The sequence below is a fragment of the Sphingobium sp. FG125 genome (genome assembly GCF_057809795.1).
The window spans coordinates 1-16,707 of sequence record NZ_JBMDKQ010000036.1 but is presented as its reverse complement, the minus strand read 5'-3'; the positions used below and the strand labels follow the sequence as shown (position 1 = coordinate 16,707).

Genomic DNA, 16,707 nt, shown 5'->3' with positions numbered 1-16,707 from the left:
GCCCGAAAGGTTCATAATCAACCCGCACCATCAAATGCCGCGACTAAACAACTAGGGAATTTTCAAAGCCCCCATTTGCGGAGAATTGCACGACCGATGACAAATGCGACGCAAGAAACCCAGTTCGTGAAAAATGCCCACAAGGCCTTCACACGCGCTGCCTACATTGGCCCAGGCTACCATCTTATCGGGTCTACGGTCTACACGCTACCTTCTTTCGGAGGGAAATCGATACCGGCATAACGCTCCATGGCTGTTCCTCCCATGATGGCTGAGCCAGGCCGCTCGGATCTCATTTCCATCATCATTCCGGGGGTCAGCGCTCCAACTATTTTGGCTTGAGACGTTGGCCCATTCGGCATCCAGTTCAACTGATTGCTGGGGATATTCCCGCCTCAGTCGATCTCAACCTGCCACATCCCTACGGCATCGATTAATCCAATTGACATAGGCACGCGCGTAGGGATGAATCATGTCTGTTGCCTGATCAGCCACACAATCGATCCATCGCCAAGCGCTATGCTGATCGCCAGCGATAACCGCTGCAGCTTCATGATCCGCCAATTCGACCCAATATGGTATGTTAACATAATGGGTGCTGGTCGATGTGCAGAAACGGCTATCGTCGTAGAAATGGTCCCAGATGCCCATGAGACGCGCCCGTTCGAAACCCACGCTATCGATCCCCGCTTCCTGCTTCATCAGCCTTCTGAAGGTGTCGTGTTGGCTTTCGCCTTTTCGCACTCGCCCCCCTAACGTGAACCAATAACCCTTAGCTGGCGGGTTAAAACGTTGCCCCATCAACAACTGATTGGCAGAGTTGGTCAGGCACAGGTCGATCGAGACGAGCGGAAGTGCGTCAACGGCAGCCGTAAAGCGCTCTTCCGAAAGAAAATTTTCGTCACTCATTTGAAACCGCATTATTTTTGGACCGAAATTTCTATTAAACAGAATTATAATTTTGCCAACTCTGGCTGAGGGGACGCACAAACAGATGATGCAAAATCTCCCTCTTTTGCTAGCATTACAGTTGCATTTTGGATTTGATATGAGCGTGCCGAGCGGCGGCTTGGTGCGCTCGTCTCCAGCATGACCAAGCGATGATGTCGGCGGGCCGGAAAACCGGTCGCTGCCCGGCATGCGCTGCGCGCCGCACTGTTGCGGCTCGACCGGATGAAGCAGGCGTCGGCGGGCGTCAGGCGGGCACTGGCGGCGCTGGCGGGCTTTGCCAAACTGAAGGTCAAATATGACAATCTGGAAGTCGCACTGGATTTTGACGCCGAGCCGGGGCTTGCGGACAGCGGCGACCTTGAAGCAGATCTGGCCGACCTGATCGTCGCGGTGGGCGAGGCCGCGAAGGAGCGGGCGAGCGCCGTCATTCTGGTCATCGACGAACTGCAATATGTGCCGGAGGAACAGCTTGCCGCGCTCATCAGTGCGCAGCGCAGAAGCAACTGCCCATCACCATGCTGGCGGCGGACCTGCCGCAATTGCTGGGCCAGATGGGCCGGGCCAAATCCTATGCCGAACGCCTGTTCGAATTTGTCAGCGTTGGCCCGCTGGATGAAGCCGCCGCGCGTAACGCCATCCGCCTGCCCGTGGAGCGGGAGGAGGAGCGCATCGACGACGACGCGCTGGACGCAATCGTCGCGCAGACGCAGGGCTATCCCTATTTCCTGCAGGAATGGGGCAAGCATGGCTGGGACGCGGCGGACGCATCGCCCATCACCGCCGATGACATAGAGGCCGCGACCCGCAGCGCGCTCGCCGAACTGGACGCCAGCTTCTTTCGCGTCCGTTTCGACCGGCTGACCCCGGCGGAGAAGCGCTATCTGCGCGCCATGGCGGGGATTGGCCCCGGACCGCACCGGTCAGGCGACGTCGCCGACGCGCTGGGTGTCAAGGTGTCCAGCGTCGCTCCCACCCGCAACAGCCTGATCGCCAAGGGGATGCTCTACAGCCCCGCCCATGGTGACACGGCATTCACCGTGCCGCTGTTTGATGCCTTCATGCGCCGGGTGATGCCGGACATCTGACCTTTTGCCGTGCTTTTACGCCTATTCCCAGCGTGGGGGCTGATACCCCGATGACCAGCCTCCTTTACCTCGCCCATCCTCAATTCGCCCCGTTGCCGCTGGACCGTGATCATTTAAATTGCATGGTAGGAAATCGCATACTATCTAATCCCTACATCCGCCCCTTGATGCTAGGTTCGCTCGACTATCCAGAGCGCTACCCACATCTTGGGGCTTTTGCGTTTCTACGACAGGTGGGAGCGACGGGATGAGCCGGGAAATTGCGATTTTGATTGACCGCAGCTTCCTGACAACAGCGACGCTCGATGTAGGCGAGCCAGAGACTGTCGCACAACAATTGCGCAATATCGCTTCATTGGAAACGGAGCTTAACTGACTTGGCAGTAGAAGGTCATTGCGTCATTGTCATGCGTTAGCAGCATTGGGGGCAAAGGAAGATGAATGATGCGCAGGGTGACCGGATCATTGATCTTCTGGAAATGATCGTGGAGGAACTGCGCGGTCTGCGCAGCGATTTTCTCGAGTTTACCGACCATAATGTCTACAAGATGAGCGTCGCCATTGACGACATAGGGGATCGCATCGCTGGCGGTGTTGCCGGCGTTGGCGGGGCAACGCTGGATGACGTGAAGTCAGCCATCGAGGCGGTCGAAAGCGCGATCGACCTGAAATGAGCCAGGGCCGCCCGCTCTTTTACAAGACGGCGACGGAACTGGAGCAGATGGTCGCGCGCAACAGCGCCGATGCCGCCGAACTGCATCTGGTGCTGGCGGAACTGGGCCATCGCAAGACGATGCATGCCCGACGCACGGCAGACCATGTTCGCGCCTTGCTCAAAAGCCTTGCTCTTGCCGGACCGGACGGGTCGATCATTCTGCCCGAACTGGCCTTATCCACCAACATCAATGTCCATAGCTTGAGGGAGGCTGCGCCGATGGCGATCACTATCACCGCGGTTGTCGCGGACAAGATCGGCTTTGCCTCGCATCAAAATGCCGTGCCGATCGTGCGCGAACTGGAAGTGGCCCATGTGGGGGAGGGCGTGGGTGAGGATGACCTGCACGATCTGACCCTGACCCTGACCGCCGATCCGCCTTTTCTGGTACCCCGGACGTGGCGACTGGACCGGCTGTCGCGCGAAACCACGCTGCATGTCACCGATCGCGATATCAAGCTGGATGCGGGTTTTCTGGGGGACCTGACCGAAAGCCTGTCGGGGACGGTGACGTTGCGGCTGGAGCGCGACGGGCAGTTGCTGGCGGATTCCCATCACCCGGTCGAACTGCTGGCACGCAATCAATGGGGCGGTGTCGGGGGCATGGCCGAATTGCTGCCTGCCTTCGTCATGCCCAATGATCCTGCGGTCGACCGGATATTGAAGGCCGCGTCCGACGTGCTGCGCCGGGCAGGGCGCGCGGACGGCATCGATGGCTATGCCGCCGGTTCGCGCAGCCGGGTGTGGGAACTGGCGTCCGCCATCTGGGCGGCGGTGTGCGGCCTGCGCCTGTCCTATGCCCTGCCGCCCGCCAGTTTCGAGGCGGCGGGGCAGAAAGTCCGCACCCCTGGCGCGATAGTGGAGGGCCAGGTGGCAACCTGCCTCGATACCGCATTGCTTTTTGCAGCGGCGCTGGAGCAGGCCGGTCTCAATCCGCTGATCATCATCACGCGCGGCCATGCCTTTACCGGCCTGTGGCTGCAACCGGTCGAATTTTCAGCCCTGGTCACCGATGAAGCCGCCGCCCTGCGCCGCCGCATCGACCTTAAAGACCTCCTCGTCTTTGAAACCACGCTGGCGACGCAGGCCCATCCGCCCGGCTTTGCCGTCGCCGAAAAAACAGCACTGCGCCTGATCGCGGAGGATGCGCCCGATCCGTTCGAGCTGGCCGTGGATATCCGGCGCGCGCGGATGCAGAAGATCCGGCCTCTGGGCGTCACGGGCGCGGCGGCGCGTCATGAAGCCACGGATGCCGCCCCCCTGGTCGCCGAAGCGCTGGAAGCTGCGCCGCTCCTTCCCGGGTTCGATGTCGACATCACGCAGGAAAGCGACGCCGTTACCGATCGCATCCTGCTGTGGCAGCGCAAATTGCTGAACCTGACGACCAGCAATCGCCTGCTCCATGTCCCCGATGGCGGCAAGATGGTGCGGCTCGCCTGCCCCGATCCGGGCTTGCTGGAGGATCGGCTGGCAGGTGGGCGTCGGATCCGCATCGTGCCGATGCCCGACCTTGCCCCCGGTGGCCGGGACGAGAAGCTCTATGAGGCGCAGACACGCGAAAATCTGCGCGAGCAGGTGGCGTCAGCGGCGCTCGATCGCAACGAAGTCGTGTCGTTGACCGACCGGGACAAGGTCGATAGCGCGCTGATCGACCTGTATCGCAAGGCCCGCAGCGATCTGGCGGAGGGTGGGGCGAACACGTTGTTTCTCGCGCTGGGCTTCCTGAAATGGAAGAAGAAGCCGGACGATGAACGCAGCTATCGCGCGCCGCTGATCCTGGTGCCAGTCCAGCTGGAGCGCAAGAGCGCCCTGTCCGGCGTGGTGATGACCCATCATGAGGATGATCCGCGCTTCAACCTGACCCTGATCGAGCTGTTGCGGCAGGACTTCGAGTTGACCATATCGGGGCTGGAAGGGCCGCTGCCGACCGATGAAAGCGGCATCGACGTGGCGGGCATCTGGACCATGGTGCGCCGTGCCGTGCGCGACATTCCGGGGTTTGAGGTTGTGCCGGACGTGGTGATCGGCACCTTCTCCTTCGCCAAATATCTGATGTGGAAGGATATGGTCGATCGCGCCGACCTGCTCAAGCAAAGCCCGGTCGTGCGCCATCTGATCGAACGGGACGGCAGCGGCATTGCGACGGGCGATCCCTTCCCGCGCGCCGATACGCTGGACGTCACGGTCGATCCGGTTGCCCTATTCACGCCATTGCCAGCGGACAGTTCGCAACTGGCCGCCGTCGTCGCCTCCGCGCGGGGTCATAATTTCGTCCTCGACGGACCACCGGGCACCGGCAAGTCGCAGACCATCGCCAATATGATCGCGCATAATCTGGCGCTCGGTCGCCGGGTGCTGTTCGTGGCGGAAAAAATGGCGGCGCTGGACGTGGTGCAGCGCCGCCTGGCGGAAAAGGGGCTGGGCGACTTCTGCCTGGAACTCCATTCGGCCAAGGCGACCAAATCGGACGTCATCAAGCATCTCGACCGCGCCTGGACGACCCGCGAAACGATGAGCGCGGACGAATGGCGGCGCGAGGCGATGGAGGCCAAGCGGCTGCGCGACGGGCTGAACGCCGTGGTCACGCTGCTGCACCGGCGCGAAGCCAATGGGCTGAGCGTGCATCAGGCGATTGGCCGGGTGGTGCGCGACGGAACGCAAGCCACGCCGCGCATCCACTTCGCTGCCGACGCCCGGCATGATGAAACCGACATGGTGCGCTTCCGCGACATCGCCCGCCGCCTGGGGCTGGCGCGGGCGGAGGTTGCGGGCCTGCCCGACAGCCTGGCCCCGGTTCAGCGCAGTTCATGGTCGAACCAGTGGCAGGACGGCATCGTCGCTGCCGCCCACGCGTTGCAGCCCGCCATCGACCGCCTGCTCGAAGCGCGCGACACGTTGTTGCAGGCGACCGGTTTGCCGCTGCCCGGTGACACCGCCGATGACTGGGCGGTGATCGACCATGTCGTGACCATTGTGCGATCGACCCATGGCCGCGACATGCGCCTCGCCTTCCTGCCCGATATGACGGATCGTATCGCAGCCGCCCGCGAAGCCGTGACGCTGCTGACGCAGTATCGCACGGCGGAGAGGGAATTGTCCGCGCCCTATGCGCCCGAAGCGGCGCGGCGGATCGACATTACCGCCATGCAGGAAAGCTGGCAGGCAGCGGGCCAGAAATTCTGGTTCCTCGCCACGCTGGCGCAGCGCAAGGTCGCGCGCGCCCTGGCGCTGGCGGGCGGGGCTGGCGGCGTGGTCGATCCGCAAACCGACCTGCCCCGGCTGGCGACGATGGCCGACCTGCTGACCCGGATTGACGCTCTCGCGCCCCGCCTGACCGACCTTGCGTCATGGCATGGGCTGGCCAGTGACGGCGACACGGTCGAAGCGGAATGCGCCCTCGCCCAGACATTGCGCGCCACCATCAATGCCCATGCGACCGACCCCGATCATCTGATCGCGCTGCGCGGCGCGATCATGCGGCTGGTTGTGGACGCCAACGACCTGATCGGGCCGGAGGGCGCGATTGCGCGGGCGCAGACGCGCTTCGCGCAGGCGCTGGACGAATATCGGGCGGTCAGCCGATCGTTCGAGGATGCAGGCGAGATCGCCACCGGCCTTGCCCATGCCGATCTGCGCGCCGTGGCCACCGCCATCATCGCCAACGTGCCGCGCCTCAACGCCTGGACCGGGTGGCAGCGCGCCCGCAGCGAAGCGACCGGCGCGGGTCTCCTGCCGCTCGTGAGCGCGCTGGAAAGCGGCACGATCGCGCCTGCGGACAGTATGGACGGTTTTGAAACCGGCTATGCGCGCTGGTTTGCGGCACAACGGATCGATGAGGAGCCGCTGCTCAACCAGTTTGCCTCCACCGTGCATATGGATGACATTGCATCGTTTCGGCGGGTGGATGATCGCCTGTCGGAACTGGCCGTGCGCTATATTCGCGCACAGCTTTGCGGGCAGATTCCTGCCAAGGAGGAGGTTGGCCGGGGCGATGGCTATGCCATTCTCAAGCATCAGCTCCAGCTCAAACAGCGACACAAGCCGATCCGGCAACTGGCGACCGAAATGGGTGACGCCTTCACCCGGCTGGCCCCCTGCATGTTGATGAGTCCGCTCTCGATCGCGCAATATCTGCCCGCCGATCAGGCCTTGTTCGATCTTGTGATCTTCGATGAGGCATCGCAGATCGCGCCATGGGATGCGATCGGTGCGATGGCGCGCGGCAAACAGGTCGTGATCGCGGGCGACCCGCGCCAGATGCCGCCGACCAACTTCTTCCAGCGCGCGCCCGGCGCAACCGATGGCGACGGCGAAACCGAAGAGGATATGGAAAGCATCCTCGACGAATGCCTGGCCGCCGGTGTCGCGATGCATTCGCTCAGCTGGCATTATCGCAGCCGGCACGAGAGCCTGATCGCCTTTTCCAACCACCGCTATTATGAAAGCGGTCTCGTCACTTTCCCCGCCGCCGTCACCCGCGCCAGCGCGGTCGAGTGGCGGCGCGTCGATGGCCTTTATGCGCGCGGCAAGGGGCGCACCAACACGGTCGAGGCGCAAGCGATGGTCGATGAGGCGGTCAAACGGCTGACCGATCCTGCCTTTGTCGCGGCGGGCAGGACATTGGCGCTCATCACCCTGAACGCCGACCAGCAGAAGCTGGTCGAGGATCTGCTGGACAAGGCGCGGCAGAAGAACCCCGCGATTGAGCGTTTCTTTGGCGAGGAACTGACCGAACCGGTGGTGGTCAAAAATCTGGAGACGGTGCAGGGCGACGAGCGCGACCTCATCCTGCTGGGCATCGGTTTTGGCCCGACCGAACAGGGCGCGGGCACTATGTCGATGTCGTTCGGTGCGCTCAACAAACAGGGCGGCTGGCGGCGGCTCAATGTCGCGGTAACGCGGGCGCGGGAGGAAATGCTGATCTTCACCTCCTTCGATCCGGGCATGATCGACCTCAACCGCACCAGCGCGCGCGCCGTCGCCGACCTTAAACATTTCATCGAATTTGCCGATCGCGGCCCGCGCGCCCTGGCCGAAGCGATCAAGGGGTCGGTCGGCGGCTATGATTCACCGTTCGAGGAAGCGGTGGCGGCCGAATTGTCGCGACGCGGCTGGACCGTGGTGCCGCAGATCGGCGTCTCGCGCTTTCGCATCGATCTGGGGATCGTCCATCCCGACCGGCCCGGCGACTATCTGGTCGGCGTCGAGTGCGATGGCGCGACCTATCACAGCGCCGCCACGGCGCGGGACCGGGACAAGGTGCGCGCCGCTATCCTCAAAGGGCTGGGCTGGAACCTGCTGCGGCTCTGGTCGACCGACTGGTGGATCGACCGGCAGGGCGCGGCGGACCGGCTGCATCAGGCGATCGACGCCCTGCTGGCAGAGTCCCGCGCCAGCGCCGAGGCGGACGCGCTGGCAGCACCGGTGGCGGTAGCGACGCAACCGGATGCGCCGGATAGTGTCGATCAGCCGGTCATGCTCGCACATATGTCCAGCTCAGTGTCGGCATTGCCGGTCGATGACGGGCGCTATCGCCGCGCGGGTTTCACCATCCACCACTCCGTGATCGACCCGGCGGCCTTTTACGAGCCGGATTATGCCGCAACCCTGATCGCCCTGATCGGGCATGTCCTCACCCATGAAGCCCCCATTGCCGATATGCTGCTGGTCCAGCGGATCGCGCGGGCGCACGGGTTCAAAAAGGCGGGGCGCATCATCCGCGAACGGGTCATGGCGCTGGCGGCGCGCCATTACCATGTCCGCGACGGCTTTGTCTGGGCAGATGAGGACGCGCCCCAACTGTGGCAAAGCTATCGCCTGCCCGCGACCGACGATGACATCCGCCAGATCGAGGAAATCGCGCTGCCCGAATTGCGCGCCGCCGCCCGTGCCAGCATCGCGCAGGATGTCCCGGTGGATATTGCGCGCCTGTTCGGTGTGCGCAGGCTGAGCGTCACCGCGCGGTCGCGGATCGAACTGGCGATGGGACGGGAGGGACCGGACCAGCCGCTATAATCGCCCCACCACCTTCGCCGCCGCATTGGCCTCCACGCTCAGCGCCTGCGCATAGCGCGCGGGTTGCGCGGGACTTTTCCAGCGCAGCGCGTGCATGATCCCGGCCAGATCCTGGCCATTGGCGAACAGGTCCTGGGTCAGGCCGACGCGGGTGGAATGGGCAGTCAGTGCCGCGCGCCAGCCCTGATATTCGGCCTCCGCCATTATCGCCAGCATCCCCGCCGCCCGTGCCCGATCCAGCATCGCGCGATAAACTACCGTGACCGACTGCCCGGTCAGCCCCGCGCCGACGGTCCACACAATATCACCCTTGCGCGTAGCGGCGCGATGCAGGCGACGGAAGATCGGCCCTTCGCGCCCGCGACCAGCCTCGCCCCACGCCGCCAGCGCCGTCATGGTGCGGGCCGACAGATAGGCATAGGCACCCGCGCCCTCCTGGTCCGACTTGGAGCGCGGCACGAACAGCCGCCCGCCGCCCGCTGCACCGCGCTCGACATGCGCCCAGTGCGTCGCGACGATTTCCGATCGGCGCAGGCCGGAGTCGAAGTCGAGGGACAGCAGCGCCCGGTCCCGCTGGCCCGGCACGTCGTCGGGCGCGGCGGCCAGCATCGCCTCGACGCAGACACCGACCGGACCGGCAGCCACCAGCGGATCGGCGACATCGCCGCGAAAGCGCAAACCCCGCGCCTGTGTCTGGCGCACGCCCAGCGCGCGGCGCTGCGCCTTGAGTTCGAGCCGCACCCGTTCGGCGCGGGTCGGGTCGGGCTGGTCGGCGAGGGCGTGGAGCCGCGCGATGCTGCTGGTATAGCGCGCCAGCGTGGCCGCTTTCTTGCCCGCCTCCGCCTGATCCCGCAGAAAAGCCGCCACGGTCGCGGGCAGCGCAGGCAGGATCAAAAAGCCCCGCGCCTGCGCCCAGTCAGCAAAAACCCGCATATCCGCGCGCAACGCCCGCCAGCTCGCCTCACTCATCGCCCGCCGCGCCGCATCGACCACCGCCGGATCAATCGGCACCGGACTGCCACCGGGCAACAAAATCAGCGCATCGGTCATCACCGACCGATATGGCGCGCTTCCATCCCGCCCGTCAATCTTACTAGTGATAGCGGACATTATCGTTAATAGTATTTTCGTCTGCCAGACTATCTTTATACATATATTAATAATCTGTATGAAAAAGCGCAACTGTATGATAAAAGCGCAAGATGAATGCGCGAACAGGAAAATTGGTGAGCGGCGGGCGGTTGCAGGTGCCTGCCGACATGCGGCGGCAACTGGGGTTGGCCGATGGCATGGCGGTTGTCATGCGCGTGGTGGATGGCGAACTGCATGTGCGGCCATTGCACGAAGCTGTAGCGCGGGTGCAGGCGCGCCTGCGTCGGCATGTGTCGCCGGGGAAACCCCTGTCGCAGGAACTGATCGCCGATCGCCGCGCCGCTGCTCTCGATGAATGATGGCGGCTATGTTCTGGACGCCTCCGCGCTGCTGGCGATGATGCTGGGCGAGGATGGCGCGGACCATGTCCTGGTACGGTTGCCCGATGCGTGTGTGAGCGCGGTCAACCTGTCCGAAGTTGTCGCGAAATTGCAGGAACGCGGCGTCCCCGATGCCGCCATTGACGAGAGCATAGCCGATCTGGACCTGACCATCGTCGCGTTCGATGCTGCCCAGGCGGATCGCGCGGGCAAGCTGCGGCTGGCGACCCGATCGCTGGGTCTGTCACTGGGCGACCGCGCCTGCCTGGCATTGGCGGCCGAACAGGGGTCGGTTGCGCTGACAACGGATGCGGCATGGGCGCAGGCGAATGTCGGCGTTCAGGTGGAACTGGCGCGGTAGGCCGGAGGGCATAACACAAAAAAGGCGACGCCGGAGCGTCGCCCTTATCTGGTGCAAACTAGCTGCTTGTTAGCCGCCAGACCGCGATCTCTGAAATCTCAATTTAGCACGCGATAACGTGCGGTCAAGAGAGAACGGTCCAACAGGAACTGACCGTCCTATGGAGTTAAGTTGCCTCAGTCCTGGAAAGTCACTAGTTTGCCAACGGCGGTACCACCGTTGGCGCACGGACAAGACCGGATGGTTTGGAAGCTCCCGTTCCTGTTCGTGCGCCCTCATCCCCTGAAAACCATTTAGCCGTCAAGGCCCAACATGGATTTAATACTCCTTGACCGTCATATGAGAGTTAAGGCAATCAACAGTTCGTTCTAAAGAGGTGATACGGGGGTTCTGCTCAAATGACAAGGTACGGACGCTCTTGGCGCCTCGGTGTCGATCTTGGAGCAAATTCTTTGGGATGGTTTGCCGTCGAGATCGACTCAAGGAATAACCCTGTCGCCATCCTCGCCGCCGGCTCCCGCATTTTCAGCGATGGCCGCGATCCCAAATCTGGCGCATCGCTCGCCGTCGATCGGCGCGATGCGCGGGCGATGCGGCGGCGGCGGGACCGGTTTCAGCAGCGCCAGCGCGCCCTGCTCAAATATCTGACCGCTGACGGGCTGTTCCCGGCTGATACGGCGGAGCGCAAAGAGCTGGAACAACGCGACCCCTACGAACTGCGCGCCCGTGCGCTGGATGAGGCGCTGCCGCTGCATCATCTGGGTCGTGCGCTGTTCCAAATCAACCAGCGGCGCGGGTTCAAGAGCAATCGCAAGGCGGATCGCAAGGCCGATGACGATGCAGGTAAGATCGCCGTCGGGGTCGGTCGGCTCGAAGAGAAGATGAAAGAGCGGGGCGCGCGGACCTTCGGCGAATTCCTCCACATGCGCCGTCTGGAAGCCACCGACCCCAACGCCATCCCCAGTGTTCGCACCCGCCTGCGCCCCGAAAGCGGCGAAGGCGCCAAGGGCGACGGCTATGAATTCTATCCTAGCCGCAAGTTGCTGGGAGATGAGTTCGAGGCGATCTGGGACGCCCAGGCACCCTATCATCCCGATGTGCTGACCCCGGACGTCTATAAACGCCTGTTCGAGGTCGTCTTTCACCAGCGTCCGCTGCGCGCGCCACAGATCGGCACCTGCACGCTGATCCCCGGCGAACGCCGCCTGCCCAAAGCCCACCCCCTGTTCCAGCGGCGGCGGTTGCTGGAGGAACTCAATGCGCTAATGCTCGTGCGCGCGGGGGAAAAAGCGCAGCGGTTGACGCATGAACAGCGCGATGTGCTGCTGCTGAAACTCAAGGACAAGGCGAAGGTCAGTTTCGAAAGCCTGCGCAAGACTTTGAAGCTGGACCCGGACGCGCGGTTCAACAAGGAAAGCGAGAATCGCACCGATCTGAAAGGCGATGAAGTCGCCGCGCTGATGGGCGGCAAGACCCGTTTCGGCAATCGCTGGGTCCACCTGTCGCCCGACGAACAATGGGCCATCATCGAACGGCTCGAAGCGGTCGAGAGTGAGACAGAGGACGCCGATTTCCGCGCATGGGTCGGCGCAACCTATGAACTGACGCCGGAGCAGGCCAAGGCGGTGGCGAACGCGCATCTGCCCGCAGGCTATGGCCGCTTTGGCGACACCGCGACGCGTCGGCTGATCGACGCGCTGCGCGATGGCGAGAAGGACGGACGGGTGATCGTCTATAGCGAGGCGGTGGAACTGGCCGGACTTGGCCATCACAGCGATTTTCGCGACGGCGTGATCCATGACGCCCTGCCTTATTATGGCGTCGCGCTGGAACGACACATCATGCCGGGGACAGGAGAACCATCCGATCCGGAGGAAATGCGGGTCGGTCGCCTGACCAATCCGACCGTGCATATCGGCCTCAACCAGTTGCGCCGCGTCGTCAACGCGCTGATCCGCGCCTATGGCCCACCCGCCGAAATCGCGATCGAACTGGCGCGCGAATTGAAGCTGACCGACGATGACAAGAAGCAACGCAACAAGGAGAATAACGACAACCGCATCGCCGCCGAAAAACGATCCGAAAAGCTGCTGGCGATCGGCCAGCGCGATTCAGGTGCCAACCGCGCGCTGCTGAAATTGTGGGAAGAACTGAACCCGGCCAATGTGCTGGACCGACGCTGTATCTACAGCGGACAGCAGATTTCCATCGACATGCTGTTTTCCGCCGCGGTCGAGGTCGATCATATCCTGCCCTTCACCGCGACGCTGGATGACAGCAACGGCAACAAGATTGTCTGCACCCGCGAAGCCAACCGCGTGAAGCGCAAACAGTCGCCCTATGAAGCCTGGGGTCACACCGACCAATGGGACGCCATCGCCGCCCGCGCCGCCCAGCTACCGCGCAACAAGCGCTGGCGGTTCGAGCCGGACGCGATGGAAAAGTTCAAAAGTGAGGAGGGCTTCCTCGCCCGCCATCTGGTCGATACCCAATATCTGTCCCGTCTTGCCCGCGAATATCTGTCCACCCTTTATCCCGACAAGGGCGAAGGCAGCGGCCATGTGTGGGTGTCGCCGGGGCGGCTGACCGAAATGGTGCGGCGCAAATGGGGGCTTAACGACCTGTTGCCCGACCATAATTTCGGTGGCGGCGCGGACCAGCCCAAGAACCGGTTGGACCATCGCCATCACCCCATCGATGCCGCCGTGGTCGCGCTCGTCGATCGCAAGCTGTTGATGCAGATCGCCAAGGCTTCGGGTCAGGAAGGCGCGGAGGGGCGCGAACGGATCATCATTCCAGAACCCTGGGACGGATTCCGTGATGACCTGCGCCGCGTGGTCAACGCCATCATCGTCAGCCATCGCACCGACCATGGCACCGCGTCCAAGGCGGGCCTGCCCAAGGGCAAGGACGCCACCGCCGGGCGGCTGCACAATGATACCGCCTATGGCCTGACCGGGGAAACCGACGCCAAGGGCAACAGCATCGTCGTGCGCCGGGTGCCGATCACCAATATCAAGAAGCTGGCCGACATTGACAAGGTGCGCGACGCCGACCTGAAAGCCGCCCTCTACCAGCATCTTGACGGACTGGAGGGCAAGGCCTTTGAAAAGGCTGTGAGCGAGTTTGGCGACCGGGAATGGCACGCTTATCCCCGTATCCGCCGCCTGCGCATGGTCGAGCCGCTGACCGTCATCCCGATCCGCGACAGGGAAGGCCGTATCTACAAGGGCTATAAGGGCGATTCCAACTATCGCTATGATGTGTGGGAGTTGAAGGACGGCGCGTGGCAGGCCGAGGTCGTCTCCACCTTCGACGCGCATCAGCCCGGTTGGGCATCGGCCATCCGCGCCGCCAACCCGACCGCGCGCAAGGTGCTGAGCCTGCACCAGAATGACCTGCTGGCAATCGAGCGCGAAGGGGAAGCGCGCAAATTGATGCGGGTGGTGAAATTTGGCCAGAATGGCCAGATCACGCTGGTGGAGCCGCAGGAGTCCGGCGATCTTAAGAAGCGCGATGCGACACCGAAGGACGAGGATCCGTTCAAATATTTTGCGCCGACCTGTGGCGGCCTGAAAAAAGCCAAGGCCCGTCAGGTGCGGATCGATGAAATCGGCCGCGTCCTCGACCCCGGCTTCCCCGCCCGCACCGCGCGCCGCAAGACCCGCAAACCGGGCTGAACCGAACCAGAGGGGGCGCACAGCCATGGACCGGATCGTGGACATCGAAACCGACGGCCGGCACCTGTCCGCCCTGCGCGGCTTCCTCATCGTCTCGCAGGACCGCGCGGAAGTGGGCCGTGTACCGCTCGACGATGTCGCGGCGGTGATCGTCCATGCCCATGGCGTCACCTGGTCCACCAACCTGATCGTCGCGCTGGCGCAGCGCGGCGCGGTGATGCTGCTGTGCGGCACCAATCATGCGCCGGTCGCGGTGTGCCTGCCGCTCGATGGGCACCATGCCCAGAACGCCCGGATGCGCGCGCAATGGGAGGCGGGCAAGCCGCTGTCCAAGCAATTGTGGCGGCGCATCATCATCGCCAAAATCCGCTGGCAGGCCGCCGTGCTGGAGGCGAACGGGGTATCCGCCAGCGCCTTCGACCTGCTCGCGCGGCGCGTGGGATCGGGCGACCCCGACAATGTCGAGGCGCAGGCGGCGCGGCGCTACTGGCCGCTGCTGATGGGTCAGGATTTTCGCCGCGATCGCGATGCCGATGGCGTCAACGCGCTGCTCAATTATGGCTATACCGTGCTGCGGTCCCTGTGCGCGCGGGCAGTCGTCGCATCGGGCCTGCACCCGTCGATCGGCGTGCATCATGCCAACCGCACCAATGCGATGGCGCTGGCCGATGACCTGATCGAGCCGTTTCGTCCGCTGGTCGATGCGCTGGCGCTGCGTCTGCTTGCCCATGGCATGGAAACCGTGACGCCAGAGGCCAAGCGCGCCTTTGCCGGACTGATCGCGCTCGACCTGCCCGGCGCCGATGGCACAACGACGGTGGCGGGCGCAGCGAACCGCGCCGCCCAGTCGCTGGCCCGCGCCTTTCAGAGCGGGCAGGCCAACGACCTGGTGATGCCGACGCCGCCATCGGCGCTGGAACTGGCGGGGCTGGACGCGCTGCTGACATGAGCGCGACTCAATTGAGCGGATATCAGCTGATGTGGATTTTCGTCATGTTCGACCTGCCCGTCACCACGAAGGAACAGGCCCGCGCCGCCACCAAATTCCGCGAATTCCTGCTCGATGAGGGCTTTGAAAAGAGTCAGTTTTCGGTCTACGCTCGCTTTTGCAACGGCAAGGAACAGTTTGAAACCTATATGCGGCGCGTCGAGTCGCATCTGCCAGACCGAGGCGACGTCCACATCCTCAGCTTCACGGACCGACAATATGAAAATATCGTGCGATTTTCAGGACAGCGGCGCAGGCGGCAACGGAAAAACCCCGACCAGCTTGCGCTATTCTGATGATTCGCGCGCATTTTTTAGCGATGGATGGACTGTTATCTCGTTTTCCTTCAACGAGATAACAGTCCATCCCATAGCCGTTCAGAGATCACGGTCCAGCGGCAACATGGATGTCCTGCGGGCGTCCACAGGGCCTCATAGCCGTTCAGAGATCACGGTCCAGCGGCAACGTCGTCACAATGCCTGCGCGCCAAAGCGGCCATAGCCGTTCAGAGATCACGGTCCAGCGGCAACGATAGACCGGCTGCACCCAATCCAGATCGACATAGCCGTTCAGAGATCACGGTCCAGCGGCAACTGGTGCTGGGTGGCGCAGTACAGGGGCTGGCATAGCCGTTCAGAGATCACGGTCCAGCGGCAACGCGTCCAGCCCCACCCCCATCATCTTCGTCCATAGCCGTTCAGAGATCACGGTCCAGCGGCAACGTGTAACCGAGAAGCATAAAACCGGCTTACATCATAGCCGTTCAGAGATCACGGTCCAGCGGCAACGATACACGATTTGAGCCGTGCCGGATAGCGATCATAGCCGTTCAGAGATCACGGTCCAGCGGCAACCCTAAGAAGCCCGGTCTTTATTATATGAAGATCATAGCCGTTCAGAGATCACGGTCCAGCGGCAACACATCAATTCTATTGTGCGCCGATAACAGTATCATAGCCGTTCAGAGATCACGGTCCAGCGGCAACCGCGGCATGCGCGGCAAGTTCGACGAGTTCATCATAGCCGTTCAGAGATCACGGTCCAGCGGCAACGTGTGAGCCGTGCGAGGCCGCCCACCACAGATCATAGCCGTTCAGAGATCACGGTCCAGCGGCAACTGAAGATCGTGCCGGGCGCAGCCTCCGCCATCATAGCCGTTCAGAGATCACGGTCCAGCGGCAACTCAGGACGATTTGCTGCCCGGCGAATATCCATCATAGCCGTTCAGAGATCACGGTCCAGCGGCAACGGAGGGCGATCCGGCTTCTATTTCCACGGTATCATAGCCGTTCAGAGATCACGGTCCAGCGGCAACAAGCACGCGGACAGATTGAAACGGCCCAAGATCATAGCCGTTCAGAGATCACGGTCCAGCGGCAACGAAGCCACCCCGGCACCGTATTTCGGCGCCATCATAGCCGTTCAGAGATCACGGTCCAG

Annotated in this window: 11 protein-coding genes and 1 CRISPR repeat array; of the genes, 9 read left to right on the top strand and 2 right to left on the bottom strand. The window is 63.1% G+C overall.

The features are described 5' to 3' along the window. Positions 1-405: 405 nt before the first annotated feature. Complete coding sequence (locus tag ACODSR_RS20310; RefSeq protein WP_489078367.1) at positions 406-1,401, bottom strand: NUDIX domain-containing protein; 996 nt, start codon at positions 1,399-1,401, stop codon at positions 406-408. A 65-nt stretch (positions 1,402-1,466) separates the two neighbouring features. Here ACODSR_RS20310 and ACODSR_RS20305 point away from each other — a divergent pair, with 65 nt between their 5' ends. The 4 genes from ACODSR_RS20305 (at position 1,467) to proA (ending at position 8,766) form a co-directional block, all read left to right on the top strand. After that, the gene (locus ACODSR_RS20305; protein WP_489078365.1) at positions 1,467-2,036 is read left to right on the top strand and encodes a DUF8462 domain-containing protein; all 570 of its coding nucleotides are present in this window, start codon (positions 1,467-1,469) and stop codon (positions 2,034-2,036) included. Positions 2,037-2,283: 247 nt separating this feature from the next. Then, positions 2,284-2,412: a hypothetical protein gene (locus tag ACODSR_RS20300; RefSeq protein ID WP_489078364.1), complete on the top strand. Its 129-nt coding sequence runs from the start codon at positions 2,284-2,286 to the stop codon at positions 2,410-2,412. Between the two features lie 61 nt (positions 2,413-2,473). After that, positions 2,474-2,710 carry a hypothetical protein gene (locus ACODSR_RS20295; protein WP_489078363.1) on the top strand — a complete coding sequence of 79 codons (237 nt, stop codon included), beginning with the start codon at positions 2,474-2,476 and terminating at the stop codon, positions 2,708-2,710. Beyond that, positions 2,707-8,766: an anti-phage protein ProA gene (proA, locus tag ACODSR_RS20290; protein ID WP_489078362.1), complete on the top strand. Its 6,060-nt coding sequence runs from the start codon at positions 2,707-2,709 to the stop codon at positions 8,764-8,766. The genes ACODSR_RS20295 and proA overlap by 4 nt, the downstream gene beginning before the upstream one ends. On the opposite strand, the gene ACODSR_RS20285 is transcribed toward proA, so the two are convergent. Next, on the bottom strand, positions 8,761-9,816 hold the full coding sequence (locus ACODSR_RS20285; RefSeq protein ID WP_489078361.1) for a tyrosine-type recombinase/integrase: 1,056 nt from the start codon (positions 9,814-9,816) through the stop codon (positions 8,761-8,763). The two genes, proA and ACODSR_RS20285, sit on opposite strands and share 6 nt — an antisense overlap. A 176-nt stretch (positions 9,817-9,992) precedes the next feature. Here ACODSR_RS20285 and ACODSR_RS20280 point away from each other — a divergent pair, with 176 nt between their 5' ends. From ACODSR_RS20280 to cas2, 5 genes are all read left to right on the top strand, one after another. Beyond that, positions 9,993-10,217, top strand: coding sequence for a division/cell wall cluster transcriptional repressor MraZ (locus ACODSR_RS20280; protein WP_489078359.1), 225 nt, complete (start codon positions 9,993-9,995; stop codon positions 10,215-10,217). Continuing rightward, positions 10,210-10,599 carry a type II toxin-antitoxin system VapC family toxin gene (locus ACODSR_RS20275; protein WP_489078358.1) on the top strand — a complete coding sequence of 130 codons (390 nt, stop codon included), beginning with the start codon at positions 10,210-10,212 and terminating at the stop codon, positions 10,597-10,599. Before ACODSR_RS20280 ends, ACODSR_RS20275 begins: the two co-directional genes overlap by 8 nt. A 398-nt stretch (positions 10,600-10,997) precedes the next feature. Beyond that, positions 10,998-14,279: a type II CRISPR RNA-guided endonuclease Cas9 gene (gene cas9, locus ACODSR_RS20270; RefSeq protein WP_489078357.1), complete on the top strand. Its 3,282-nt coding sequence runs from the start codon at positions 10,998-11,000 to the stop codon at positions 14,277-14,279. A gap of 25 nt (positions 14,280-14,304) precedes the next feature. Then, a complete protein-coding gene (cas1, locus tag ACODSR_RS20265; RefSeq protein ID WP_489078356.1) occupies positions 14,305-15,228 on the top strand; it encodes a type II CRISPR-associated endonuclease Cas1 in 924 nt (307 codons plus the stop codon). Then, positions 15,225-15,563 (top strand): CRISPR-associated endonuclease Cas2, encoded by a 339-nt coding sequence (gene cas2 / locus ACODSR_RS20260; RefSeq protein WP_489078354.1) that lies wholly within the window; start codon positions 15,225-15,227, stop codon positions 15,561-15,563. Before cas1 ends, cas2 begins: the two co-directional genes overlap by 4 nt. A gap of 70 nt (positions 15,564-15,633) precedes the next feature. Next, positions 15,634-16,648: direct repeats of the CRISPR family, unit length 36 nt; unit sequence ATCATAGCCGTTCAGAGATCACGGTCCAGCGGCAAC. Between the last annotated feature and the right edge of the window lie 59 nt (positions 16,649-16,707).